Below are 25147 nucleotides of genomic sequence, written 5' to 3' on the forward strand. Positions count from 1 at the left end.
CCTCCCGGCGACTGTCGTCTGCGAGCCTGCCACGTCCACCCCGACCACGGGGGACCGAACGGTACCGCGCCGGGGCCCGGGAAGGGGATCAGGCACCCCCCGGCGACCACCATCCGGTGGTCGTACCCTTAGCGCTTGTGGCCAGTCCCACCTCGCTGCTGAAGCGACTCCTCGTCGGTCGACCGTTCCGGTCCGACCGGCTCCAGCACACCCTCCTCCCCAAGCGCATCGCCCTGCCGGTCTTCGCCTCCGACGCGCTGTCCAGCGTCGCGTACGCCCCGGACGAGATCCTGCTGACCCTCTCCATCGCCGGGGCGTCGGCGTTCCTGTTCTCCCCCTGGATCGCCCTCGCGGTGGTCGTGGTCATGCTGACGGTGGTGGCCAGCTACCGGCAGAACGTGCACGCCTACCCCTCCGGCGGCGGCGACTACGAGGTGGCCACGGTCAACCTCGGTCCCCGGGCGGGGCTGGGGGTGGCCAGCGCGCTGCTTGTCGACTACGTGCTGACCGTCGCCGTGTCGGTCTCCTCCGGGGTGGCCAACCTCGGGTCGGTGGTGCCCTTCGTGGCCACCCACAAGGTGCTGATCGCGGTGAGCGCGGTGGTGCTGCTGACCGCGATGAACCTGCGCGGGCTGCGCGAGTCCGGCACCGCGTTCGCCATCCCCACGTACGGCTTCGTGATCGTCATCGGCGGCATGATCATCACCGGGCTGGTCCGGTACTTCGTCCTCGGTGACGACCTGCGCGCCCCCAGCGCCGGGCTGGAGATCCAGGCCGAGCACAGCGTCACCGGCTTCGCGCTGGTGTTCCTGCTGCTGCGCACCTTCTCCTCCGGCTGCGCCGCGCTGACCGGGGTCGAGGCGATCTCCAACGGGGTGCCGGCGTTCAAGGCCCCGAAGAGCCGCAACGCGGCCACCACCCTGCTGCTGCTCGGCACGATCTCGGTGGCCATGCTGGTCGGCATCATCTGGCTGGCCCGGCTGACCGGCCTCCAGTTCGTCGAGGACCCGAACACCCAGATCCTCTCCGGCCCCGACGGGTACGTGCAGAAGACCGTCACCACCCAGCTCGGCGAGACCGTCTTCGGCGGCGGGTCGGTGCTGCTCTACGTGGTCGCCGGGATGACCGCGCTGATCCTCTTCCTGGCCGCGAACACCGCGTTCAACGGCTTCCCGGTGCTCGGTTCGATCCTCGCCCAGGACCGCTACCTGCCCCGGCAACTGCACACCCGGGGCGACCGGCTGGCGTTCTCCAACGGCATCGTCTTCCTCGCCGTCTTCGCGATCGTGCTGATCGTCGGCTTCCAGGCCGAGGTGACCCGGCTGATCCAGCTCTACATCGTCGGCGTCTTCGTCTCGTTCACGCTCTCCCAGGCCGGCATGATCCGGCACTGGAACCGGCACCTGCGCCACGAACGGGACCCGGAGGCCCGCCGCCGGATCTTCCGCTCCCGGGCGATCAACGCGTTCGGCATGGCGATGACCGGCACCGTCCTGGTCATCGTGCTGATCACCAAGTTCCTGCTCGGCGCGTGGATCGCCATCGCCGCGATGGCGGTGATCTACGTGCTGATGCTGGCCATCCGCCGGCACTACGACCGGATCGCCGCCGAGCTGGAACCGACCGAGGTACGCGGCGTGCTGCCCGCCCGTAACCACGCCATCGTGCTGGTCAGCAAGCTGCACCAGCCGACCCTGCGGGCCATCGCCTACGCCCGCGCCACCCGGCCGGACACGCTGACCGCCGTCACCGTCAACGTGGACGAGAAGGACACCCGACAGCTCCAGCAGGAGTGGGAGCGGCGGGAACTGCCGGTGCCACTGACCGTGGTGGACTCGCCGTACCGGGAGATCACCCGGCCGATCCTGAACTTCGTGGCCAACACCCGCCGGGAGTCGCCCCGCGACGTGGTCACCGTCTTCATCCCCGAGTACGTCGTGGGCCACTGGTGGGAGAACCTGCTGCACAACCAGAGCGCGCTGCGGCTCAAGGGCCGGCTGCTCTTCGAGCCGGGCGTGATGGTGACCAGTGTGCCCTGGCAGTTGGCCTCCACCGCGACCAAGAACCTCGACCGGCTGGACGAGACGCTGAGCCGTACCCCCGCGCGGGGGCCCCGGGTCGCGCCGCGCAGCACCCTGCCGCCGCCCGTACCGCCGGTGACCGCCCCGCCCGGCGAGCCCGGCCCGTCGACCGGAGACCGCCCGTGACCGCGTACCCCGGCCCCGCCCGTTCCGCGACCACCGTCCGTTCCGGCCCGGCCGCCAGCGGCCCCGCCCGGTCGGACCGGTCGGTCGGGGAGGACCAGCGGTCCGGGTCGGATCGGCGGCCCGGGTTGGAGGAGGCCGAGCGGGTCGAGCTGACCGTCGACGCGGTCGCCCCCGGCGGGCACTGCGTGGCCCGGGTCGACGGCCAGGTGGTCTTCGTCCGGCACGCGCTGCCCGGGGAACGGGTGGTCGCCGAGGTGACCGAGCTGCACCGGGGCTTCGCCCGCGCCGACGCCGTCGAGATCGTCGAGGCGTCGCCGGACCGGGTCGCCCCGCCCTGCCCGTACGCCCGGCCGGGCGGTTGCGGCGGCTGCGACCTGCAACACGTTGCCCCGGCCGCCCAGCTCGACTGGAAGACGGCCGTGGTCCGCGAGCAGCTCAGCCGGCTCGGCGGGCTCACCGACGCCGAGATCGACGCGCTGCGGGTCAGCGTCGCGCCGCTGCCCGGCGGCCCGCTGGGCTGGCGGTCCCGGGTCCGCTACGCGGTCGACGCCACCGGCCGGGCCGGGCTGCTCAAGCACCGCTCGCACGAGGTGGTGCCGATCGACCGCTGCCTGATCGCCCACCCGGCGATCCAGGCGCTGCCGGTGCTCGGGCAGAGCTGGCCGGCGGCCGACGTGGTGGCGACGGTCGCCTCCACCGGTGGCGACGTCGTGGTCACCGCCCTCGCCGACGGGACGCCCACCCCGGTCGACCTCCCCGGCGGGCCGGCGACGACCGACCTTCCCGGGTCGCCGGTCGTCGACCGCGACGGGCCGACGGCCGGGAACGGCCCGGTGACGGTACGCGAGGTCGCCGCCGGGCGGGACTGGACGCTGCCGGCCGGCGGGTTCTGGCAGGTGCACCCGGCCGCCGCCGACACTTTGGTCGACGCGGTCCTCGACCTGCTCGACCCGCAGCCCGGCGAGTCCGTCTGGGACCTGTACGGCGGGGCCGGCCTGTTCGCCGCCGCGCTCGCCGCCCGGGTCGGCCCGGACGCCCGGGTCACCGTCGTCGAGTCCGCCGCCGAGGGGGTCGCCGCCGCCCGGCGTAACCTCGCCGACCTGTCCCGGGTCGAGGTGGTCGCCGCCCGGGTGGAGACCGCACTGGCCCGCCGCCGGATCACCGGCCCGGTCGACCTGGTGGTGCTCGACCCGCCCCGCACCGGTGCGGGCGCGGCGGTGGTGCGGGACGTGATCGCCGCCACCCCCCGGGCGGTCGCCTACGTGGCCTGCGACCCGGCCGCCTTCGCCCGGGACGTCCGCACCTTCGGCCGGGCCGGCTGGCGGCTCGCCGCCCTGCGCGGCCTCGACCTGTTCCCGATGACCCAGCACGTCGAACTCGTCGGCCTGTTCCTGCCCCCGCCCCGCTGACTAGCCTGGCCCGATGAAGATCGTCGGGCTGATGTCGGGCACCTCGTACGACGGGGTGGACGTGGTCGCCGCCGAGTTCAGCACCGTCGGGGACACCCTGCGGATGCGTCCGCTCGGGCACCGGGAGTGCGGCTACGACGCGGAGCTGCGGGAGCGGATCGGGGCGGTGCTGCCGCCACGGCCGACCACGGTCGAGGCGGTCTGCCGGCTCGACAACGCCCTCGGCGCGGTGTTCGCCGACGCCGCAGCGCTCGGCGTCGAGCTGGCCGGCGGGTCGGCCGACCTGGTCGTCTCACCCGGGCAGACGGTCTTCCACTGGGTCGACGGCGGCACCGTGCACGGCACCCTCCAGCTCGGTGCGCCGGCCCGGGTCGCCGCCCGGGTGGGCGTACCCGTGCTGGCGGACCTGCGGTCGGCGGACGTCGCCGCCGGTGGGCAGGGCGCGCCGCTGGTGCCCGCCTTCGACGCCCTGCTGCTCGCCCCGGTCGCCGCCGGTGACCCGGGCGGGCGGCCCGACGGCGGGGTGCGGGCGGCGCTCAACCTCGGCGGCATCGCCAACCTCACCGTGGTCGCGCCGGACACCCCCGTGCTCGGGTACGACGTGGGCCCGGCCAACGCCCTGCTCGACGCGGCGGCCCGCCGGTTCCTCGACCGGCCGTGCGACGTCGACGGGGCGCGGGCGGCGGCCGGCCGGGTGCACCCCGGGCTGCTGGCGCTGCTGCTCACCGAGCCCTACTACGCGGCGGCGCCGCCCAAGTCCACCGGCAAGGAGCTGTTCCACGCCGGCTACCTCGACGACCGGCTGGCGGCGCTCGGGAAACCGGTCGCCCGCGACGACGTGTTCGCCACGTTGACCGAGCTGACCGCCCGGACGGTGGCCGACGCCTGTGCCCGGCACCGGGTGACCGAGCTGGTGGCGGCCGGTGGCGGGGTCTGCAACCCGGCCCTGTGGGGTCGGCTGTCCGCCCTCGGCGGCGGCCGGTGGACGCTGCGCACCACCGACGAGCTGGGGGTGCCCGCCCAGGCCCGGGAGGCGTACGCGTTCGCCCTGCTCGGGTGGTTGTCCTGGCACGGGCTGCCGGGCGCGCTGCCCTCGGTGACCGGCGCCCGGCGGGCCGCCGTGCTGGGTTCCTGGACGCCGTCCGGGCCGCCGCACGGGGTGGCCGCGCCGCCCCCGCCCCGCCGGCTGGTCGTGCTCCGCTGATCCGGGCCGCCGGGCCATCACCCACGACCGGCGGCCGTCGTACCGCCGATCCGGGCCCCACCTGCGGTGATCCACGGCCGGGCTGCGGAGTGTGCGGCGGCCGATAGACTCTCTCGTCATGAGTGTTGACGAGGACACGGCCAACCACGGTCGGCTACTGGGCACCGTCCGTGGTCCGCAGGACGTGAAGCGGATGACCGGCGAACAGCTGGACATCCTCGCCGCCGAGATCCGTGACTTCCTGATCGCCAAGGTGTCCCGCACCGGTGGGCACGTCGGCCCCAACCTGGGCGTGGTGGAGCTGACCCTGGCCATGCACCGGGTCTTCGACTCGCCGCGCGACCGGCTCCTGTTCGACACCGGCCACCAGTCGTACGTACACAAGATCCTCACCGGCCGGCAGGACGGCTTCGACAAGCTCCGCCAGCGCGGTGGCCTCTCCGGCTACCCCAGCCAGGCCGAGAGCGAGCACGACCTGATCGAGAACTCGCACGCCTCCACCGCCCTGTCCTACGCCGACGGCCTGGCCAAGGCGTACGCCCTGCGGGGCGAGCAGCGCAGCGTGGTCGCCGTGGTCGGCGACGGGGCGCTCACCGGCGGCATGTGCTGGGAGGCGCTGAACAACATCGCCACCGCCGGCAACCGGCTGGTGATCGTGGTCAACGACAACGGCCGCTCCTACTCGCCCACCATCGGCGGCCTGGCCGACCACCTGTCGTCGCTGCGGCTCAACCCCGGCTACGAGAAGGTCCTCGACACGGTCAAGGACGCCCTCGGCAACACCCCGTTCGTCGGCAAGCCGATGTACGAGGTGCTGCACGCGGTCAAGAAGGGCATCAAGGACGCGGTCGCCCCGCAGGCCATGTTCGAGGACCTGGGCATCAAGTACGTCGGCCCGGTCGACGGGCACGACGTCGCCGCCGTCGAGTCGGCGTTGCGCGCGGCCAAGAACTTCGGCGGCCCGGTGATCGTGCACGCGGTGACCCGCAAGGGCTACGGCTACCGCCCGGCCGAGGAGGACGAGGCGGACTGCCTGCACGGTCCGGGCGCGTTCGACGTCGAGACCGGCAAGCTGCTCGCCGCCCCGTCGGTGAAGTGGACCCAGGTCTTCGCCGACGAGCTGGTCGCCATCGCCGACGAGCGGCCCGACGTGGTGGGCATCACCGCCGCGATGGCCGAGCCGACCGGCATCGCCACCCTGGCCCGCAAGCACCCCGACCGGGTGTACGACGTGGGCATCGCCGAGCAGCACGCGGCCACCTCCGCGGCCGGCCTGGCGATGGGCGGCCTGCACCCGGTGGTGGCGGTCTACGCGACCTTCCTCAACCGCGCCTTCGACCAGGTCCTGTTGGACGTGGCGATGCACCGGCTGCCGGTGACCTTCGTGCTGGACCGGGCCGGCATCACCGGGCCGGACGGGCCGAGCCACTACGGCATCTGGGACATGTCGGTCTTCGGGGTGGTGCCGGGGCTGCGGATCGCCGCGCCCCGCGACTCCGCCAGCCTCCGCGAGGAACTGCGCGAGGCGATCGCCGTCGACGACGGTCCCACCATCGTCCGGTTCCCCACCGGCACCGTCGCCGCCGACCTGCCGGCCATCCGCCGGGTCGGCCCGGTCGACGTGCTGGCCGAGTCGGCCCGTACCGACGTGCTGCTGGTGGCGGTGGGCTCGTTCGGGCTGCTCGGGATGGAGGTGGCGTCCCGGCTGGCCGAGCAGGGCTACGGCGTCACCGTGGTCGACCCGCGCTGGGTGCGTCCGGTGCCGGCCGAGCTGGTCGAGCTGGCCGCCGGGCACCGTCTCGTGGTCACCGTCGAGGACGGCGTCCGCATCGGCGGTGTCGGTGACGCGCTGGGTCAGGCGATGCGCGACGCCGACGTCCGGGTGCCGCTGCGCGACCTGGGCGTACCGGCCGACTGGCACCCGCACGGCACCCGGGCGCAGATCCTGGCCGACCTGCGGCTGACCGCGCAGGACGTGGCCCGTGACGTCACCGGCTGGATCTCCGGCCTGGACGGCGACGCCCCCTCGGTGGAGACGGTCCGCCTTCCGGCCCCCGACACCACCCCCAACTGATCCACCCCGACCCTGCGGGGCGGTCCCGGCACTGCCGGGACCGCCCCGCGCCGTCTCTCCCCAGCCCCGCCCCGTGCCGCCGCCCGCCGTCTCCCGCCTCCCGCCGCCGACCCCGGTGATCAAGAGGTTTACGTCACGGTGGCCGGCACCGGTGACGCAAACCTCTTGATCACCGGGCGATCCGGGGTCAGGGAGGGCGGTGGCGGGGGGAGCGGGGTCAGCGGCCGCCGGCGGAGCGGTAGTAGGTCTTCTCGGCGGTGGCCAGGCTGAAGGTCTGCCGGGAGGCGGGCATCGGGACGACCACCAGGCCCGGACGTTCCACCAGGCGGGGGGTGCCGGGCGGCACCGACAGGGAGGCGTCCCGGTTGCCCCGCCAGGTCAGCACCACCAGCGGCTGCCCCGGCACCGGCAGCACGTACGTCTGCAACGGGTTGGACCGGTCGGCGGGGGAGACCACCGGGGTGCCGTCGCCGGCCGGGCGGTAGACCACCGCGGTCATCGTCCCCGCGTCGGTCTCCCAGGTGAGCTGCTCCAGGTCGCCCGGGTCGTTCCCGCCGCCCAGCGTCATCTCGCCGATGGCCCGCACGGCCACCTTCTCCATCGGCCACGACTCGGGCACCGACCGGGGCGCGTCCCGGTCGCCGATGCGGCGCGGAATGCTCCCGAACGGCCCCTGCTCGTCGGCCAGCACGCAGGTGTCCAACCCGTCGAGGGCCCGCCGGCCGGAACCGGTGTCGTCGCGGACCAGGGGATACCTCGGGTCGACGGTGGCGACGCCCAGGTCGAGCAGGCGGTCGGCGGCCCGCCCCCGGGGCAGCGACTCGGTGGCCCGCAGGGTGGCCGTCACCGGCACCGCCCGGCAGTCGGGCACCTTCACCGCGCCGGTCAGCCCGTCGGTCAGCATCAGCGCCCGGCCGTCCGGGCCGAGCAGCCGCTCCACCCGGCCGGAGGCCAGGTAGCGCCGGCCGTCCGGCAGGTGCAGCGGGAGGACGTCGGCGTAGACCAGGTAGCCCGGGTCGGTGTACTCGCTGGCGCGGGTCACCTCGTACCGGCCGTCGCGCCCGGTGAGCTGGAGCAGCCAGGAGGCGCTCTCCCCGGGCACGTCGGCGGCGACCAGGGCCAGCGGGGCCCCGTCGACCGCACCCGACCAGAGGATGCCCGACGACGGCAGGTGGACCCGGTCGTCGATCGGCGAACGCCAGGCGCGGACCGCCTCGGTCACCGCCGCCGTCGCCGTGGCGTCCCCGGCGAGCGAACCGCGCGGCGGCCACACCGCCCTGGTGCCGTCCAGGCTGTCGTAGCCGACCCGCAGCTCACGGGCCTGACGGTCGGCGACCGGGCCGCAGGCCGGAACGGTCAGCAACAGACCGAGCAGCACGGCGACCGTCGTGCCGCGACGGCGAACCGAAGCCATCCCTACGCCCCCGATCGCGTCGCCGTCGTTGTCGGAAGCCCACATGGTACGCAACGCCCGGTGACGCCCCGCAGCCGTGTCCCGATGACCACAAGGGACACCAGAGTGAATTTCGGGCTTTTTCCCGGCTCCGGTAGACTCCGCCGACTGTGACGTCTGCCGAGCCCCGTGGCGCCTCCGCACCGGCCCCCGACGACTCCGAGGGCTCTGCCCGCGGCACGACGGCCACCGCGACCGCGCCCCCACCCGTGACCCGTCCCACCCCTGCCGACCTGCGCATCGCCGACGCACCGGCACCCGTGGACCGGACGGTCGAGGCGTCGCCGGTCGACGCGCCACCGGTGACGGACCCGCCCGTCGGGACGGCAGGGAAGCCGGGCGCTCCGGCGGCGGTGGTCGTACCGGAGCGGGCAGCTGCGGACACGGACGGTGACGGCGCGACGCCGGCCGCGTGGTGGCGGCGCTGGCGCTGGACCGCCCGCCGTAAGGACCTGGTGGTGTACGGCATCTTCCTGCTCGTCGCGCTCTGGGTGACCAGCCGGATCTGGGTCGACCCGGCCGGCCGGGTGGCGTCGCTCTACAGCAGCGACCCGGCCCAGGTGCAGTTCTTCCTCGCCCACTCGGTGCGGGTGGTGCTGCACGGGGAGTTCCCGTTCTACACCGACCAGTTCAACTTCCCCGACGGCGTCAACCTGATGGCCAACACGGCGGTGCTGGCGCTGGGCATCCCGATGGTGCCGGTCACCCTGCTGTTCGGGCCGGCGGTGTCCTTCGTGGTGCTGGTCACCCTCGGCCTCGCCGGCACCGCCGCCGCCTGGTACCACGTGCTGTCCCGGCACCTCGTGCGGCGGCGGCTCGCCGCGGCGGTCGGCGGCTGGTTCTGCGGCTTCTCCCCGGCGATGCTCTCGCACGCCAACTGGCACCCCAACATCATCAGCCAGTTCCTGCTGCCGTTCATCGTGTGGCGGGTGATGGTGCTGACCCGGTCCACCCGGCCGGTGCGCGACGGGCTGCTGCTCGCCGTGCTGGTCACCGGGCAGGCGTTCATCAACGAGGAGATCCTGCTCTTCACCGCCCTGGCCTGCGGCATCTTCCTGATCGCCATGGTGGCCCAGCGGCCGGCGCTCTGGTCGGCGGCGTGGCGGCCCCTGGCCACGGGGCTGGCCGCCTGCGCGGTGCTGGCCGGGGCGCTGCTGGCGTACCCGCTCTACATCCAGTTCGCCGGGCCGATGGCGTACCACGGGCTCAGCGACGCGGTGCAGGACTACGGCAACGACATCGCCGCCTTCTTCGCCCCCGGCTCGCCCACCTTCGGCGGCAACGAACGGGCCAACGTCAACCTGGCCCCGAACTACTCGGAGGAGAACGCCTTCTTCGGCTGGAGCCTGTCGCTGATCGCCGTCGGCATCGTGCTCTGGCTGCGCCGCGAACGCCTCGTCCGGGCGCTCGCCGTCACCGGCGCGTTCTTCGCGCTGCTCTCCCTCGGCGAGCGGATCTCCTGGTGGGGGCGGGACCTGGTCACCGGGCCGTGGGAGCTGCTGGTGCGGCTGCCGCTGCTGGACGCGGTGGTGCCCACCCGGTTCGCCCTGATCACCTCCGTGGTGATCGGCATGCTGCTGGCGCTGGCCGTGCAGCGGGCCTGGACGCTGCGCGGCGCGCAGTGGCGGCACGCCAAGACCGTCACGGTGGCCGCCCTGGTGCTGGCCCTGCTGCCGATCGTGCCGATGCCGCTGAAGGTGACCTCACGCCCGCCGGTGCCGGACTTCATCACCGCCGACCGCTGGCGCGAGTACGTCGGCCCCGGGCAGACCCTGGTGCCGGTGCCCGTGCCCAGCATGGGCAACACCCACGGGATGCGCTGGGCGGCGGCCACCAACCTGGACTTCAAGATCCCCGGCGGCTACTTCCTCGCCCCGCGCAACGGCAACACCGGCGACCCGGGCCGGTTCGGCGGGCGGCCCAGCGGCATCGGGCAGCTCCTCGACGAGGTCGCCACCACCGGCCGGACCACCAAACTGGACGACCGGCAGCGGCGGCGCAGCCTGGACGAGCTGCGGCACTGGAACGCCGCCGTGCTGGTGCTGCCGCTGCGCCAGCACAACGCGGAGCCGCTGCGCCGGACCGTCGAGCAGCTGGTCGGCCCCGCCCGCCGGGAACTCGACGTGTGGGTGTGGGACGTCCGGCCGCTGTCGGCCCGTACCGCCTGACCCGTTTCGGCGCGGACCCGGCCGGACCGGCCGGGTCGTGCCGCGCACCGGGCCCCGGGCGGGTCAGTCGACCAGGGGGCGGACGTCCCAGAGCCAGACGTCGTCGACCCGCTGCGCCGGGCCGAGCAGGCCGGTCATCAGGTCCCGCAGCACCGCCTCGCGCGGATGGGCCCCCAGCACCACCACCGACGCCCGCCAGAACCGCAGGTCCTCCACCGCCTGCCGGCGGTTCTCCCCGGTCAGCGCGGGCACCGTGCCGGCGTCGATGGTGGCGTAGATCAGGGTGCTGGTCGGCCGGTTCGGCGCGCCGAAGACGCCCTCGCCCAGCTCGTTGGGGCCGATGAAGTAGCCCCCCGGCACCGGGAACTCGTGCCCGGTCAGCGCGCTCCAACGCAGCGTGGACAGGCCGTGCACGTTGCTCGGGATGGGCACCGGGACCAGGGTGCGGCCGTCCGGCACGTACGGCCGCCAGCCGCCGGCGGTGATGAAGTGCGGCGGCAGGTCGATGTGCTGCGCGGGCAGCGGGCGGGGGAACAGCGGCAGCACCGCCAGCGCGATCGCCGCGTACCCGACCGGCCGGACCCACCGGCGACGGGCCGGCGCGGTCGACGTGGCGGTGTCGTCGGCGGCGGCGCGCGGCGTCGGCACCCGGGACCGGCCGTGGCCGCCCACCGCGTCCCAGGCCAGCGCGAGCAGGACGCCGACCGCACCGGTCACCACCAGGGTCAGCCGGGTCGGCATCATCATCTCGACCAGCGGCAGGTCGTCCGGGATGTACGCCCACGGGCCGTCCACGGTGGTCTCCACCCCGTTGAACCGCACCTTGGGGCCGATCGCCGCGACGGTGAAGACCACCACCAGCACCCCGGCGATCCGGGCGGCCAGCGACCGCCGCCAGAGCAGCACCAGGGCGGCCAGCGCGACCAGCACCAGCGGCCAGCCGAACCAGGTGTTCTGCTCGGTCAGGCCGATGGTCTTCTCCACCGCCTCGTCCCCGGCCACGGTGTCCCGGGCGAAGGTGACGAAGGCCATCAGGTCCTCGCCCCAGTTGTGGAACACCCCGCCCTGCAGGCCCCGGTAGGACTGCGGCCCGTTGAACTGGTACCAGATCGGGTACGCGGTGAGCAGCAGCGCCAGCCCGCCGCCGACCCCGAGCGCGGCCAGGAAACCGCCGGCCCGTGTGCGAGCCTCGCGGGGCCGCTGCACCACGTACGCCACCACCGCCACCAGGCAGGCCAGCGCGGTCAGCAGCAGCATCTCCTCGTTGATGAAGACCTGGTACGCCACCAGCAGGCCCAGCACCAGCCCGTCGCGCCGCCACCGGCCGGGCCGACCCAGCAGCAGCACCCGGGCCACGATCACCGGCAGCAGGAAGTTGGAGACGAAGTTGGGCTGCCCGTTGGCGTGGTGCACGATGCCCGGGGCGAAACCGAGGAACGCGCCGCCGACGAACGCGCCGGCCCGCGAGCGCACCAGGTGCCGGGAGAGCATCCAGTACGAGGTGGCCGCCGTCGCGGCGAGCGCCCCGCCCAGATAGAGCGCGTACGTCACCTGCGGGCCGAACAGCAGGGTGACCGGGGCCAGCGGGATGGTCATGCCCAGCAGCGAGGTGTTCGCCATCATGTTCACCCCGTCCGGGGCGTTCTGCCGGGCGCTGAACAGCGGGTTCTCCAGGTGCCGCACCGAGTACGCGCCATGGGTGAACAGCCACTCGAACCAGCTGTGGTCGGTCGGCAGGTGGGACGACACCCGGTGCTGCACGTCCACCCAGTAGTTCAGGCACACGAGAACGCCGATCAGCGCATAGGCTCCGATGGCGAGCACGTCGGCCCGGCCCGGCCGTCGGCGGGGCCGCCCCTGCGGGTCGGTCGCGTCGGGCTCGACCGCGTCGGGCGCGGACGTCGGGTTCAACGAGGGATCTACCACCGGCACGGCCACGACGGGCCATCGTACAGGCGACGACCGGCCGCTCCGGTGACCCGGTGCGCGGCGCTCCGCGTCCACCGGCGGGCGGTCGGCGGGGCGTGGCGGTGGAAAGAGGGTGCGCGTGACGGTCATCGATCTGGGTGAACTCCGCGACGACCCGCTGCCGCCGCCGCCGTCCCGTCCCGCGCCCCGGGCCGTCGGCCGGCCGCTGCGGCTGGCGGTGGTGCTGGCGCTCACCCTGCTGGCGTCGACCGCCGCCGCGCCGGTGGCGGAGCGGGTGGCGGCCGTGGTGCCGGCTCCGCTCGGCACGGTGGCGCTGCTCGCCGACGGGGAGGTCTTCCTGCTCGAACCCAGCGGCACCGCCGCCGCCCCCGGCTGGCTGAGCGCCTGGACCGTCCCCACCTCCGCCGGGGCACGGCCGGTCCGCCGGTGGCAGGTGCCGGTGCCGGTGGTCAGCGGGTCCGCGCAGTTGCGCCGGCACGCCGGCCTGCTGCTGCTCACCGGCTCCTCCGGCCGCCCGGACGGGGCGTACCGGACGTTCGCCCACGACCGGGACACCGGCCGGGTGCGGTGGCAGCGGACCGGGTCGGGCCAGCCGGCCGGCCCCGACCTGATCTTCGAGGACGGCGCGGACGGCCCGCCGACGGTCCACTCGGTCGACCCCGGCACGGGCAGGGACCGCTGGTCGGCGGCGATGCCGTCGCGGGTCACCCTGTACCGCCACCGGGCCGACGGGGTGGACCGGATCGTGACGGTGCGCCCGGACGGCCCGGCCGAGGTCTGGGACGCCCGGCGCGGGGTACGGCTGCACACCGCTCCGCTCGACCGGGCGGGCCCGCCGTCCGGCACCTCGTACCAGGTCGCCGGTGACCTGCTGCTCGCCGCCGAGCCGAACGGCGACCGGCTGACCGGGTACGACGTCGACGGGCTGACACTCCGGTGGGACGTGCCGTGGCGGATGCCGTCGTTCTTCATCGCGTGCGGGTCGTTGATCTGCGCGCAGGGCGAGGCCGGCGGGGTGCGGGCGCTGGACCCGGCGACCGGCCGGACGGTGTGGCGCGACAACCGGTGGGAGCTGTCCGGGGTCGAACGTGGCGGCCGGCTGCTGGCGAGCAGCCTGGGCCGGGGCGTCTGGCATCCGCTGGCGGTGCTCGACGTCGCCTCCGGGCGGATCGCCGCCGAACTGGACGTCTGGAACGTCGCCGCGTCGCAGAGCCCGCACGGTCCGGTGTTCGCGTTACGCCCGGCCGGCGAGGGCCGGATGCTGGTCGCCGAACTGGACGTGGCCGCCGCGCGGGCCCGGGTGCGCGACGTGCTGCCGGCCGTCTCCGGCGACTGCCAGGCCGACGCGCAGCTGCTGCTGTGCCGGCTGGTGGACGGCGCGTTCGGGGTCTGGCGGGTGCCCCGGTGACGGTGATCGACCTGGGTGAGGTCGGTCACCACGACGAGCCGACGCCCCCGCCGGCACGCCGGCCCCGGGCGCGGCGGTCGGCCGGCCACCCGGCGGTCGTCGCCCTGACCGCCCTGCTCCTGCTGCTCACCCTGGCCGGCGCGGCACCCGGGCCGACCCGGTTGACCCCGGTGCCCGTGCCGGACGTGCCGGAGCCCAGCCACCTGATCGTCGGGGGTCTGCTGGTGCTCGCCTACCCGTCGGCGCTGTCACCGGCCGGCATCCGGCAGCTCACCGCGATCGACCTGGCCGACGGGCGGGTCCGCTGGGAGGCGTCGCTGTCGCCCCGGCACCAACTGGTGGTGCTGGAGGGGGTCGGCGACGACGTGGTGGTCACCACCGATCCCGGCGGCGAACCGGTCTCCATGGTGCTCGACCACGTCGACGGGCGGAGCCGGTGGCGGCAGCCCGGGGTGGCGGTGCCGACCGCCGACGGCGGGTTGCTGCTGGAGGACGTGCACATCGACCGGGTGGCGGTGCGCGGGGTCGACCCGGCGACCGGCGCGACCCGCTGGACGGTCACCGCCGGGGCGGCCACCGTCGGCTACCGGACGGGGGAGCGCGGCGTCGCGGAACTCGTCGTGGTGACCAGCGCCGGCCGGGCCGAGGCGTACGACGTCGACACCGGCGTACGCCGGCTCGCGTTCCCGGTGCCGCCTGCCCGCAGCGACCATCACCACGTGGCCCAACCGGTCGGTGACCTGCTGCTGGTCGACGGGGAACCGGGTCGGCTGGCCGGCTACGACCTGGCGTCCGGTCGGCGACGGTGGGACACGCCGGTGCCGGCGTCGGCCGCCTGGTCCGTCTATTCCTGCGGCGACGCCGTCTGTCTGCGGGAGTCGTCCGCGACCGACGTGCTCGATCCGGTGACCGGCCGGGTGCGTTGGACCTCCGACCGGTGGGCCCCGGTCGAGACGGTCGCCGGCCGGATGGTCGGGGTCAACGCCGACGGGCCGCCGCGGCTGGCCCTGCTCGACGCGGCGACCGGGCGGCCCGTGGCCGAGCCGGGCCGGTGGGAGTTGGTCCACCAGTGGCCGCCCACCGTCCGGCTGCTGGCCGTCCGGCCGGCCACCGGCGATCGGCAGGTGCTGGCCGAGCTGGACCCGACCGACGGCACGGTGCGGGTCCGCGACGTGCTGCCCGGCCGGTGGGAGGCCTGCTGGTGGAGCCAGGGGGTGCTGGTCTGCTGGCGGCAACGGAACACCCTCGGGGTGTGGCGGATGCCCGACTGACGGTGCGGGGCGGTCCACCCGTGACCAGCCGTTTGGTCGGCGGCGCTAGGTTGTCGGACAGGTCGGCGAGGAGGTCGGGATGCGGGTGCTGGTGGTCGAGGACGAACGGAACCTCGCCGACGCGATCGTGCGGGGGCTGCGCAAGCGGGGCATGGCGGTCGACGTGGCGTACGACGGGGACGCCGGCCACGAGGCCGCCTTCGTCACCCGGTACGACGTGGTGGTCCTCGACCGTGACCTGCCCGGCATGCACGGCGACCAGATCTGCGCCGAGCTGGCCGCCTCCGGCACCCTCACCCGGGTGCTGATGCTGACCGCCAGCGACACCGTCGCCGACCGGGTGGAGGGGTTGGGCCTCGGCGCGGACGACTACCTGCCCAAGCCGTTCGCCTTCGACGAGTTGGTGGCCCGGGTGCAGGCGTTGGGCCGGCGGGCCACCCCGGCCGCCCCGCCGGTGCTCCAGGTGGGCGACGTGGTGCTCGACCCGGCCCGCCGGGTGGTCACCCGGGCGGGTGCCCCGGTCGACCTGACGAACAAGGAGTTCGGGGTGCTCAGCGAGCTGGTCAAGGCGCGCGGCGCGGTGGTCTCCAGCGAGGAGCTGCTGGAACGGGTCTGGGACGCCAACACCGACCCGTTCACCACCATCGTCCGGGTGACCGTGCGGACCCTGCGCAAGAAGCTCGGCGATCCACCGTTGATCGAGACGGTGGTCGGCGCGGGCTACCGGACGGTCGGTTCATGAGCGCGGGGAGTGGGCCGGTGCGGCGGGGCGGCTGTCCGGGGCCCGGGGTGCGGTCGTGAGCCGGCGGCTGCGGCCCACCCTGCGGTTACGGTTGACCCTGCTCAACGGGGTGCTGCTGGTCGGGGCCGGGGCGATCCTGGTGACGCTGGCCTGGTTGCTGGTGCGCGACGCGCTGCGGCCCACCGACGAGCTGCGGCCGGGCACCACCGTGCTGCTGGCCGACGGGCGTTCACTGGACGCGGCGGTGTGGCAGCGGCAGCTGGTCGACGCCGCCTCCGACGAGCTGCTGGTCAAGGGCCTGCTGGCGCTGCTGGCGATCAGCGTGGTCGGGGTGGCCGGGGCGTACTGGGTGGCCGGGCGGACGCTGCGCCCGCTGCACCAGGTCACCGCGACCGCGCGCCGGCTCGGCGAGACCACGCTCGACCAGCGGATCGGCTGGTCCGGGCCGGACGACGAGGTGGCCGAGCTGGCCCGGACCTTCGACGCGATGCTGGACCGGATCACCGGCGCCTTCGAGGCGCAGAAACGCTTCGTCGCCAACGCCTCGCACGAGCTACGGACCCCGCTGGCGGTGATGCGTACCGAGATCGACGTGACGCTCAGCGACGACGAGGCGGACGCCGCCGAGTACCGCCGGATGGCCACCGTGGTCCGGGACGCCTCGGAACGCGCCAACGGCCTGGTGGACGCGCTGCTGGTGTTGGCCCGCAGTGAGGCCCAGACGGGTCGACGGCTGGCCCGGCGTACGGAGTGTGACCTGGCGACCGGCACCGCCAACGCGTTGTCCGCGATGTCCCGCGAGGTGGAGCGGATCGGGTTGCGGGTGCAGTCCTCGCTGCGACCGGCCCCGGTGACCGGTGACCCGGGCCTGCTGGACCGGCTCGCCGGGAACCTGATCGAGAACGCGGTGCGCTACAACCACCTGCACGGCCGGCTCTGGGTGCGTACCGGCACCGACGGGCGGTCGTCCTGGCTGGTGGTGCGCAACACCGGGTTCGAGGTGGACCAGGCCGACGTGCCGGGGCTGTTCGAGCCGTTCCGCCGGGGCGGGCGGGAACGTACCGGGGCGCGGGGTTCCGGGCTGGGCCTGTCGATCGTCCGGGCGGTCTGCGACGCGCACGGCGGGACGGTCCAGGTCACCGCACAGAAGGGCGGGGGCCTGGAGGTGACCGTCACGCTGCCCTCGGCCGACCAGGCCCCGGGCTGAACCGGCTTGCCGGCCGGCCGGACGCCTGCAATGATCGCCCCGTCGGCCCGGACCGAGGAGAGGGGGTGCGGTAGATGTCCATCATGACCTGTCCCGCGCCCCGCCCTGCCCACCGCTGACACCGCACGTCACGGGGCGCGTTCCACTGCTGCGAAAGGCAGACCCGTGAGCGCACGGATCCACAACATCGGTATCGACTGTCACGACACCTACGCCCTGGCCGGCTTCTGGGCGCAGGTCTTCGAGTGCCCCCGCCAGCCCGACGACCACCCCGGTGACTCGGAGGCGATGCTGCTGCCGCCGGGCGGGCCGGAGGTGCTCTTCCTGGCCGTGCCGGAGGGCAAGTCGGTGAAGAACCGCCTGCACCTCGACCTGGAGCCGGTCGACCGGACCCGGGACGAGGAGGTCGCCCGGCTGCTGGCCGTCGGTGCCGTCCATGTCGACGACCAGCGTCGGCCCGACGGCACGGGTTGGGTGGTGCTGGCCGACCCGGAGGGCAACGAGTTCTGCGTGCTGCGCAGCGCCGCCGAGCGGGCAGCCACGACCGGCTGACCGTCGGGCCGGCTGACCGGCGTAGCTGCCGGCGGGCCGGCCTGGACGCCGACGGGCCCCGTCCACCGTGGGGTGGACGGGGCCCCGTCGGGGCGACCGGGTGGGGTCAGCCCTTCTTCTCGATCTGCCCGCGCATGGTGACGAACTCGGACTTCAGCTCGGCGGCCGACTTGTAGTACTGGACGATGAGGCCCACGCTGCCCCGGTCGGCCCAGATGCAGACGCCCAGCGGGACGCCCTCGCTCTTGCCGTCGCCGCACTTGGCGTCGCCACCGAGCGGGCCGGCGTCGACGGCCGCCATGTTGGTGACGTTGAGCTGGCTGGAGATACCGGTGACGGCGTCGTCGAGTTCCTTCTTGGGGTCGACCATCACACCGGACGCGGCGGCGATCATCAGCAGGTCCCGCTTGGCCGGGTCGCCGTAGAAGGCACCTGCGGTGCTCGTCTCGTTCTGCACCGACTTCTTCATCTCGGTGACCAGGCTGTCGGCGACCGCCTTCAGGCCCGGCTCGGTGACCTGCGGGCGGCCGGCCAGGGTGGCGGGGGCGGAGACGGTCGTGTTGGCGGCGTCCACCGCCTCCTTGACGTCGTCCTTGAGGGCGAACGCGGCGATCGCCGCGCCGCCGAGGCAGAGCACCAGCAGCACGGCCAGCACGATCAGCACGATCTTGCCGACGGACCGCTTCTTCGCCGGCGCGGGCGGGGCGGCGTACGGGGTCGCCCCGACGCCGTCCGGCTGCTGCGGGAAGCCGCCCTGCGGGGCCGGCGGCGGGTAGCTGCCCTGCGGCGCGTCGCCGTCCGGCTGGTGGGCGGGAGGGGTGGTCGGGGGCTGGGACATCAGATCGGCTCCAGAGATCGTTTGTTGAGGCCGGGTGATCTTAGCCAGCCCGACCGACATCCCTCGCCGCCGACCGGTCCGCCCGGGTCGACCCCGGGGCCACCGGCCCGCGCGGTCCCCGGAGCACGGCCCGCACCGGGTGCCGCCGCCGCGCGCCGGTGGGCGCGGACAGCGGCAGGGGCGGCCACGGGGTCCGGTGGACCCGGTGACCGCCCCCGGGCGGATCAGTCCCGCTTCTCGATCTGACCCCGGATGGCGACGAACTCGGACTTCGCCTTGGCCGCCGAGGAGAAGTACATGACGATCATGCCGACGCTGCCGTGGTCGGCCCAGACGCAGACGCCGAGCGCGATGCCGGACGCCTTGCCGTCGCCGCACTTCGCGACCCCGCCCAGCGGGCCCGGGTCGATGGTGGACATCTTGGTGACCGCGAGCGAGCTGCCCAGCCCCTTGACCGCGTCGTCCAGCTCCTGCTCGGGGAGGATGACCGGACCCGACGCGCCGGCCATCATCACCATGTTCTTGCTGGCCGCGCTGCCGTAGAACGCGCTCACCGCGCCCGTCTCGTTGCGGACCTCGGACTTCATGTCGCGGACCATCTGGTCGGCGATGCGGCGCAGCTCCGGGTCGGTGCTCTTGGACCGGCCGCCGAGGGTCGACGGGGTCACCAGCCGGATCGGGCCAGGGTCGTCGACGTCCTCGGAGGGGGTCGGGTCGGGGGTCGGGCTGTCGGACTCGACAGGCGTGGGGCTCGGGGTGGGCGAGGCCGCGACGGTGGGCGTCGGCGACGGGGTCGGCGTCTTCGGGTCGTCGTCGTCGCTCAGGGCGACCCAGGTGAGGCCGCCGCCGCCGAGGCAGAGCACCAGGAGCCCGACGAGCCCCAGCGACAGCAGCAGAGGCAGCTTCGACCGCTGGGGCGCGGGGGCGTGCGGCGGGGAGCTGAACGGCGCGCCGCCGAAGCCGGCGTACTGCTGCGCGGCGGGATCGGGGTAACCGCCCGACCCGGCGGCACCCGGGTAGCCCGGCTGCGGGCCGGGGTAACCGGGCTGCGGGGCCGCCGGGTAGCCGGGCTGCGGTGCGCCCGGATAGCCGGACGGTGGGCTGCCGGGCGGCCCGGAGTGCGGTGCGCCCGGGTAACCGGACGGTGGGGTGCCGGGCGGCCCGGACTGCGGGGCGGCCGGGTAGCCGCCCTGCGCCGGGTCGGACTGCGGCCAGCCGCCGTACTGCGGGCCGGGGTACGGGTCGGCCGGCGGGCCCGACTGCGGATCGGCCGGCCACCCGCCGGGCTGCGATGCCGCCGGGTACGGCGTGGTGGGCCAGCCGCCACCCTGCGGCGGGGTGTGCGGGCCCTCGGGCGGCACCGGAGGGCCGTCGGAGTAGTGACCGGTGGGCGAGCCGTGCTCCGGCTGCCCGGACCAGGGATCGACCGGCGGTGAGGTCATCAGATCAGCTCCAGGCGAGGGTGAGAACGCGTGATGGTAGCCAGACGGTGCCCGGCCGCGCAGCCCCCCGAGTCTGACGAGGGTACGCAAACGACGATCGCGGTGGCCACGATATCCCGGGGGGAGGACATCGGCGGCCACCGCGATCGCGGGGGAGCGGGGATGGTTCAGGCGCGCAGGCTGGCGACCCCACGCGGCAGGAAACGCCGCCCGGTGACCCGCTCGGAGGTGCCGGTCCGGTCGAGGTACGGCGTGATCCCGCCCAGGTGGAACGGCCAACCGGCACCGAGGATCATGCACAGGTCGATGTCCTGCGCCTCGGCGACGACACCCTCGTCGAGCATCAGCCGGATCTCCTGCGCCAGCGCGTCGAGGGCGTTCTGCCGGACCTGTTCGGCGGTGAGCGGCTGGTCGCCGACGACGAGCAGCTTGGCCACCTCGTCGTTGATCCGGTCCTCGACGACGATCGGCTGACCCGAGTCGGCGATCCGACGGAGGTTCTCGCTGACGCCGAACCGGTCCGGGTACGCCGCGTGCAGGGTGCCGCCCACGTGGTACGCCACGGCCGGCCCGACCAGCTGGAGCAGGGCGAGCGGACGCATCGGCAGCCCCAGCGGATCCAGCGCGCTGTCCGCCACGTCCAGCGGGGTGCCCGCGTCGACGGCGGCGAACACGGTGCCCAGGAAGCGGGTGAGCAGCCGGTTGACCACGAACGCCGGGGCGTCGGAGACCAGCACCGAGGACTTCTTCAACTGCTTGCCCACGGCGAACGCGGTGGCCAGGGTGGCGTCGTCGGTCCGCTCGCCCCGGACGATCTCCAGCAGCGGCAGCACCGCCACCGGGTTGAAGAAGTGGAAGCCGACCAGCCGTTGCGGGTGCTCCAGCTCGGCGGCCATCGCGGTGATCGACAGCGAGGAGGTGTTGGTGGCGAGCACCGCCTCCGGCGCGACGATCTTCTCCAGTTCGGCCCAGACCTGCTTCTTGACGTCCAGGTCCTCGAAGACGGCCTCGATGACGAAGTCGGCGTCGGCGAAGACGGACTTGTCGACCGAGCCGGAGACCAGGCCGTACAGCTTGGCGGCGGTGCCCTTGTCCATCCGGCCCTTGCTGACGGCCTTCTCGATCTGGGTGTGCACGTAGCCGACGCCCTTGTCGACCCGGGACTGGTCCAGGTCGGTCAGCACGACCGGCACCTGGAGGCGGCGGGCGAACAGCAGCGCGAGCTGGCTGGCCATCAGGCCGGCACCGACGATGCCGACCTTGGTGACCGGCCGGGCCAGGCCCTTGTCCGGCGCGCCGGCCGGCCGCTTGGCCCGCCGCTGCACCAGGTCGAAGGCGTACAGGCCGCTGCGCAGTTCCTCGGAGAAGATCAGGTCGGCCAGCGCCTCGTCCTCGGCGGCGGTGCCGGTGGCGAAGTCGGCGTCCTTCGCCGTCTCCAGCAGGTCCAGCGCCTTGTACGCGGCCGGGACCGCGCCGTGCAGCCGCTGGTCCAGGGTCTGCCGGGCGAAGTAGAGCACACCCGCCCACATGTCCCGGTCGACCTCGGGCCGGGTGACGGTGACCTCGCCCCGGACCACCCCGGCGGCCCACTCCAGCGACCGTTCCAGGAAGTCGGCCGGCTCCAGCAGCACGTCCGCGATGCCCATCTCGGCGGCCTGCTTCGGCTTGAGCATCTTGTTCTGCATCAGCGGGTTCTGCAGGATCACCTGGGTGGCGGCGGGGATGCCGATCAGGTTCGGCAGCAGTTGGGTGCCGCCCCAGCCGGGGACGAGGCCGAGCGACACCTCGGGCAGGGCCAGCGCCACCGCGCCACCGGACAGCGTCCGGTAGTGGCAGTGCAGGGCCAGTTCCAGGCCGCCGCCCATCGCCGCGCCGTTGACGAAGGCGAAGGTGGGCACGGCGCTGTCCCTGAGCCGGGCGAAGACCCGGTGGCCGAGCCGGCCGATCTCCAGCGCCTGCTCCCGGTCCGCCAGCGCGGGCAGGCTGGTGATGTCCGCGCCCACGCAGAAGACGTACGGCTTGCCGGTGACCGCGACGAACGCCGGCTCGGCGGCGAGCGCGGCGGTGATCGCCTCGTCCAGGCTGGCCAGGCCACCCGGGCCGAAGGTGTTCGGCTTGGTGTGGTCGAAGCCGTTGTCCAGGGTGATCAGGGCGGCGGGCCGGTCCAGCCCGGGTACGTCCACCTGCCGCAGCAGCGCCCGGGTGACGACCTCGTTCGGTGCGCTGAGGCTCATTTGTCTGCACCCTCCCAGTTCGGGTTCTCCCAGATGACCGTGCCGCCCATGCCGATGCCGATGCACATGGCGGTGAGGCCGTAGCGCACCTCGGGGTGCTCGGCGAACTGCCGGGCGAGCTGCGTCATCAGCCGTACGCCGGAGGAGGCGAGCGGGTGACCGATGGCGATCGCGCCGCCCCACGGGTTGACCCGGGGGTCGTCGTCGGCGATGCCGAAGTGGTCGAGGAAGGCGAGCACCTGCACGGCGAACGCCTCGTTCAGTTCGAACAGGCCGATGTCGTCGATGCTCAGGCCGGCGATGCGCAGCGCCTTCTCGGTCGACGGGATCGGGCCGACGCCCATCACCTCGGGTTCGACGCCGACGTAGCCGTACGACACCAGCCGCATGGCGACCGGCAGGCCCAGCTGACGGGCGGTGGCCTCGTCGGCGAGCAGGCTGGCGGTGGCGCCGTCGTTGAGGCCGGCCGCGTTGCCGGCGGTGACCTTGCCGTGCGGGCGGAACGGGGTCTTCAGGGTGGCCAGCTTCGCAAGCGAGGTCTCCCGGGGCGCCTCGTCGGCGGTGGCCAGTCCCCAGCCGCCCTCGGCGTCGCGGACCGCGACCGGCACCAGGTCGTCCTGGAGCTTGCCGTCGGCGTACGCCTTGGCGGTCTTGAGCTGCGAGGCGAGCGCGAACGCGTCGGTGCGCTCCTTGGTGATGTGCGGCACCCGGTCGTGCAGGTTCTCGGCGGTGGCCCCCATCACCAGGGCGGACGGGTCGACCAGCTTCTCCGCGATGATCCGCGGGTTGGGGTCGACGCCCTCGCCCATCGGGTGCCGGCCCATGTGCTCCACGCCGCCGGCGATGGCGATGTCGTACGCGCCCATCGCGATGCCACCGGCGACGGCGGTGACGGCGGTCATCGCCCCGGCGCACATCCGGTCGACGGAGAAGCCCGGGACGGTCTTGGGCAGGCCGGACAGCAGGGCGGCGGTGCGGCCGATGGTGAGGCCCTGGTCGCCGATCTGGGTGGTGGCGGCGACGGCGACCTCCTCGACCCGCTCCGGGGGCAGTTGCGGGTTGCGGCGCAGCAGCTCACGGATGCAGCGGATCACCAGATCGTCGGCGCGGGTGTTGGCGTACATGCCACCCGCCTTGCCGAACGGGGTGCGGACACCGTCGACGAAGACGACATCCCGAACTTCTCGGGGCACTTGGAGCCTCCTTATCGACCACGACCCGGCCGGCGCGCCGCAGGGGCGGCACGGGCCGGGTGAGGGTCGGCCGGCACTGGCGTTTCCCCGGGAATGCTACTCGCCAGTAACCACAGCCGTCACCACCCCCGGTGTGGCCCACCCCACACTCCGGCCGGGCTCGGTGCGGGCCCACCGGCCGACGGGCAGGCGTCGGCCGGGCACGGCGGGCTGCGCCGCAGCCGCCGACGCCGGACCGGCCGCGCGGCAGGGGCCGGACCGGGCGCGCCGGGTGGCGGCACAGCCCGGGCCGCAAGCGGGAGCGCGGCGGCGGCTCAGGCCCGGGGCGCGGGCAGCAGCGCCTCGGCGAGCGCGGGCAGCAGGAGGGAGAGCTGCCACTGGCGCGCGCCGTAGCCGCGCAGCACCTCCGTGACGGTGTCCACGGTGATCTCGTCGGGCGGCTGCCAGGCCAGCCGACGGACCGAGTCCGGGGTGATCAGGTTCTCCGGCGGGAGCCGGTGCTCACCGGCGACGCGGACCACCACCTCCCGGCAGCGGGCCAGCCGCCCGGCGGCCACCGGGTCGCGCTCCGCCCACCGGTGCGGCGGGGGTGGCCCCTCCACCGTCGGGGTGACCGGCAACGCGTCGTCGGCCAACTGGCGGGCCTCGTCGAGCGCCGTCAGCCAGGAGCGGGCCAGCCGGCGTACCGACCGGCCGCCGAACCCGGGCAGGGTCAGCAGGGTCTTCTCGTCCTTCGGGTCCAGCTCGGCGGCGGCGATGATCGCCGAGTCGGGCAGCACCCGGCCGGGAGCGGCGTCCCGGCGGACGGCGATCTGGTCCCGGGCGTACCACAGGGCCCGGACCCGGGCCTGCGCCCGCGCCCCCCGGACCCGGTGGATGCCGGAGGTCCGCCGCCACGGCTCCGCCCGCACCCGGGGCGGCCGGGTGGCCCAGGTGATCAGCGCGGCGAACTCCTCCGCCGCCCACGGCGACTTGCCCTGCGCCTGAAGCTCCGCGTCCAGCGCGTCGCGCAGGTCGACGAGCATCTCCACGTCCAGCGCCGCGTAGGTCAGCCAGGACTCGGGCAGCGGCCGGCTGGACCAGTCGGCCGCCGAGTGGTGCTTCTCCAGGGTGTAGCCGAGCAACTGCTCGGTCAGCGCGGCCAGGCCGACCCGCTCGAAGCCGGCCAGCCGGGCGGCCAGCTCGGTGTCGAACAACCGGCGCGGACGCAACCCCACCTCGGCCAGGCAGGCCAGGTCCTGGCTGGCGGCGTGCAGCACCCACTCGGCGTCGCCGATCGCCTCGTCGAGGGCGGTCAGGTCGGGCAGCGGCAGCGGGTCGATCAGCGTGGTGCCGGCCCCCTCCCGGCGCAGCTGCACCAGGTAGGCCCGCTGGCTGTAGCGGTACCCGGAGGCCCGCTCGGCGTCCAGGGCCACCGGGCCGGTGCCCGCCGCGAAGCGGGCCACGACCTCGTCCAGCTCGGCGGCGGTGGCCACCGGCTGGGGGGTGCCGTCGCGGGGCGCGGTCAGCGGTACGGGCCCGCCGGAGGGCTGCTCGACGCCCGCGTCCGCCGGCTGGTCGACGGCCGGGGGCGGAACGTCTGCCGTACGGCTTTCGGCGGCCCGACGGCGCAGGGGTGGTTCGTCGGTCACCTGACAACCCTAGTGCGCCGGGCGAGATGGTGTGCGCAGCCGGTCCGGTGTGTGTCGTCCCGGTGTCCGGCAGAGGTCCGGGCGATGAGGACAGCCACCTCGACCGCGGGACATTCGACGTCCGGCGGGACGTCCTCAGGGCAGCCGGGACATCCGCTTGTGTTCCGGGCGTGTCGCGTCGCTAC

Annotated in this window: 17 protein-coding genes; 10 read left to right on the forward strand and 7 right to left on the reverse strand. The window is 74.4% G+C overall.

Annotated features, from left to right (window positions below):
- The first annotated feature begins 137 nt into the window (after nucleotides 1-137).
- The 4 genes from FJK98_RS08410 (at nucleotide 138) to dxs (ending at nucleotide 6894) form a co-directional block, all read left to right on the forward strand.
- Entirely contained in the window at nucleotides 138-2207 is a 2070-nt protein-coding gene (locus FJK98_RS08410; protein ID WP_145918517.1) for an APC family permease, read from the forward strand.
- A gap of 125 nt (nucleotides 2208-2332) precedes the next feature.
- Complete coding sequence (locus FJK98_RS08415) at nucleotides 2333-3616, forward strand: class I SAM-dependent RNA methyltransferase (RefSeq protein WP_145922641.1); 1284 nt, start codon at nucleotides 2333-2335, stop codon at nucleotides 3614-3616.
- 13 nt (nucleotides 3617-3629) lie between these two features.
- On the forward strand, nucleotides 3630-4820 hold the full coding sequence (locus tag FJK98_RS08420; protein ID WP_145918518.1) for an anhydro-N-acetylmuramic acid kinase: 1191 nt from the start codon (nucleotides 3630-3632) through the stop codon (nucleotides 4818-4820).
- Between the two features lie 118 nt (nucleotides 4821-4938).
- Nucleotides 4939-6894, forward strand: coding sequence for a 1-deoxy-D-xylulose-5-phosphate synthase (gene dxs / locus FJK98_RS08425; protein ID WP_145918519.1), 1956 nt, complete (start codon nucleotides 4939-4941; stop codon nucleotides 6892-6894).
- Between the two features lie 217 nt (nucleotides 6895-7111).
- Here dxs and FJK98_RS08430 read toward each other — a convergent pair whose 3' ends face one another.
- Nucleotides 7112-8308 (reverse strand): hypothetical protein, encoded by a 1197-nt coding sequence (locus FJK98_RS08430; RefSeq protein WP_145918520.1) that lies wholly within the window; start codon nucleotides 8306-8308, stop codon nucleotides 7112-7114.
- Between the two features lie 392 nt (nucleotides 8309-8700).
- On the opposite strand from FJK98_RS08430, the gene FJK98_RS08435 reads away from it, so the two are divergent.
- A complete protein-coding gene (locus FJK98_RS08435) occupies nucleotides 8701-10515 on the forward strand; it encodes a hypothetical protein (protein WP_370517068.1) in 1815 nt (604 codons plus the stop codon).
- Between the two features lie 63 nt (nucleotides 10516-10578).
- Here the strand turns inward: FJK98_RS08435 and FJK98_RS08440 are convergent, their stop codons facing one another.
- Nucleotides 10579-12426 carry a hypothetical protein gene (locus tag FJK98_RS08440; protein ID WP_370517069.1) on the reverse strand — a complete coding sequence of 616 codons (1848 nt, stop codon included), beginning with the start codon at nucleotides 12424-12426 and terminating at the stop codon, nucleotides 10579-10581.
- 136 nt (nucleotides 12427-12562) lie between these two features.
- Here FJK98_RS08440 and FJK98_RS08445 point away from each other — a divergent pair, with 136 nt between their 5' ends.
- The 5 genes from FJK98_RS08445 to FJK98_RS08465 all read left to right on the forward strand — a co-directional run bounded on the left by FJK98_RS08445 (nucleotide 12563) and on the right by FJK98_RS08465 (nucleotide 17624).
- On the forward strand, nucleotides 12563-13852 hold the full coding sequence (locus FJK98_RS08445) for a PQQ-binding-like beta-propeller repeat protein (RefSeq protein WP_168222399.1): 1290 nt from the start codon (nucleotides 12563-12565) through the stop codon (nucleotides 13850-13852).
- Nucleotides 13849-15123 (forward strand): PQQ-binding-like beta-propeller repeat protein, encoded by a 1275-nt coding sequence (locus tag FJK98_RS08450; protein ID WP_168222400.1) that lies wholly within the window; start codon nucleotides 13849-13851, stop codon nucleotides 15121-15123. The genes FJK98_RS08445 and FJK98_RS08450 overlap by 4 nt, the downstream gene beginning before the upstream one ends.
- 79 nt (nucleotides 15124-15202) lie before the next feature.
- Nucleotides 15203-15865, forward strand: coding sequence for a response regulator transcription factor (locus FJK98_RS08455; RefSeq protein ID WP_145918525.1), 663 nt, complete (start codon nucleotides 15203-15205; stop codon nucleotides 15863-15865).
- Nucleotides 15866-15920: 55 nt separating this feature from the next.
- Nucleotides 15921-17072: a cell wall metabolism sensor histidine kinase WalK gene (locus FJK98_RS08460; RefSeq protein WP_194821882.1), complete on the forward strand. Its 1152-nt coding sequence runs from the start codon at nucleotides 15921-15923 to the stop codon at nucleotides 17070-17072.
- 165 nt (nucleotides 17073-17237) lie between these two features.
- Nucleotides 17238-17624: a VOC family protein gene (locus FJK98_RS08465; RefSeq protein ID WP_145918526.1), complete on the forward strand. Its 387-nt coding sequence runs from the start codon at nucleotides 17238-17240 to the stop codon at nucleotides 17622-17624.
- Nucleotides 17625-17730: 106 nt separating this feature from the next.
- Here FJK98_RS08465 and FJK98_RS08470 read toward each other — a convergent pair whose 3' ends face one another.
- The 5 genes from FJK98_RS08470 to FJK98_RS08485 form a co-directional block, all read right to left on the reverse strand.
- Nucleotides 17731-18462, reverse strand: a complete 732-nt coding sequence (locus tag FJK98_RS08470) for a hypothetical protein (protein ID WP_194821880.1) — start codon at nucleotides 18460-18462, stop codon at nucleotides 17731-17733.
- Nucleotides 18463-18686: 224 nt separating this feature from the next.
- Entirely contained in the window at nucleotides 18687-19904 is a 1218-nt protein-coding gene (locus FJK98_RS33105; RefSeq protein ID WP_168222350.1) for a hypothetical protein, read from the reverse strand.
- 167 nt (nucleotides 19905-20071) lie between these two features.
- On the reverse strand, nucleotides 20072-22138 hold the full coding sequence (locus FJK98_RS08475) for a 3-hydroxyacyl-CoA dehydrogenase NAD-binding domain-containing protein (protein WP_145918527.1): 2067 nt from the start codon (nucleotides 22136-22138) through the stop codon (nucleotides 20072-20074).
- Entirely contained in the window at nucleotides 22135-23331 is a 1197-nt protein-coding gene (locus tag FJK98_RS08480; RefSeq protein WP_145918528.1) for a thiolase family protein, read from the reverse strand. Before FJK98_RS08480 ends, FJK98_RS08475 begins: the two co-directional genes overlap by 4 nt.
- A 314-nt stretch (nucleotides 23332-23645) precedes the next feature.
- Entirely contained in the window at nucleotides 23646-24962 is a 1317-nt protein-coding gene (locus FJK98_RS08485) for a ribonuclease D (RefSeq protein WP_145918529.1), read from the reverse strand.
- Between the last annotated feature and the right edge of the window lie 185 nt (nucleotides 24963-25147).

Source organism: Micromonospora sp. HM134, from assembly GCF_007833915.1.
In the GTDB taxonomy this organism is placed as follows: domain Bacteria; phylum Actinomycetota; class Actinomycetes; order Mycobacteriales; family Micromonosporaceae; genus Micromonospora; species Micromonospora wenchangensis.

What these genes read in the sequence shown, in the direction of transcription:
- FJK98_RS08420 (WP_145918518.1), top strand. Translation starts at nt 3,630, where the DNA reads ATGAAGATCGTCGGGCTGATGTCGGGCACCTCGTACGACGGGGTGGAC.
- dxs (WP_145918519.1), top strand. Translation starts at nt 4,939, where the DNA reads ATGAGTGTTGACGAGGACACGGCCAACCACGGTCGGCTACTGGGCACC.
- FJK98_RS08430 (WP_145918520.1), bottom strand. Translation starts at nt 8,308, where the DNA reads ATGGCTTCGGTTCGCCGTCGCGGCACGACGGTCGCCGTGCTGCTCGGT.
- FJK98_RS08455 (WP_145918525.1), top strand. Translation starts at nt 15,203, where the DNA reads ATGCGGGTGCTGGTGGTCGAGGACGAACGGAACCTCGCCGACGCGATC.
- FJK98_RS08470 (WP_194821880.1), bottom strand. Translation starts at nt 18,462, where the DNA reads ATGTCCCAGCCCCCGACCACCCCTCCCGCCCACCAGCCGGACGGCGAC.
- FJK98_RS33105 (WP_168222350.1), bottom strand. Translation starts at nt 19,904, where the DNA reads ATGACCTCACCGCCGGTCGATCCCTGGTCCGGGCAGCCGGAGCACGGC.
- FJK98_RS08475 (WP_145918527.1), bottom strand. Translation starts at nt 22,138, where the DNA reads ATGAGCCTCAGCGCACCGAACGAGGTCGTCACCCGGGCGCTGCTGCGG.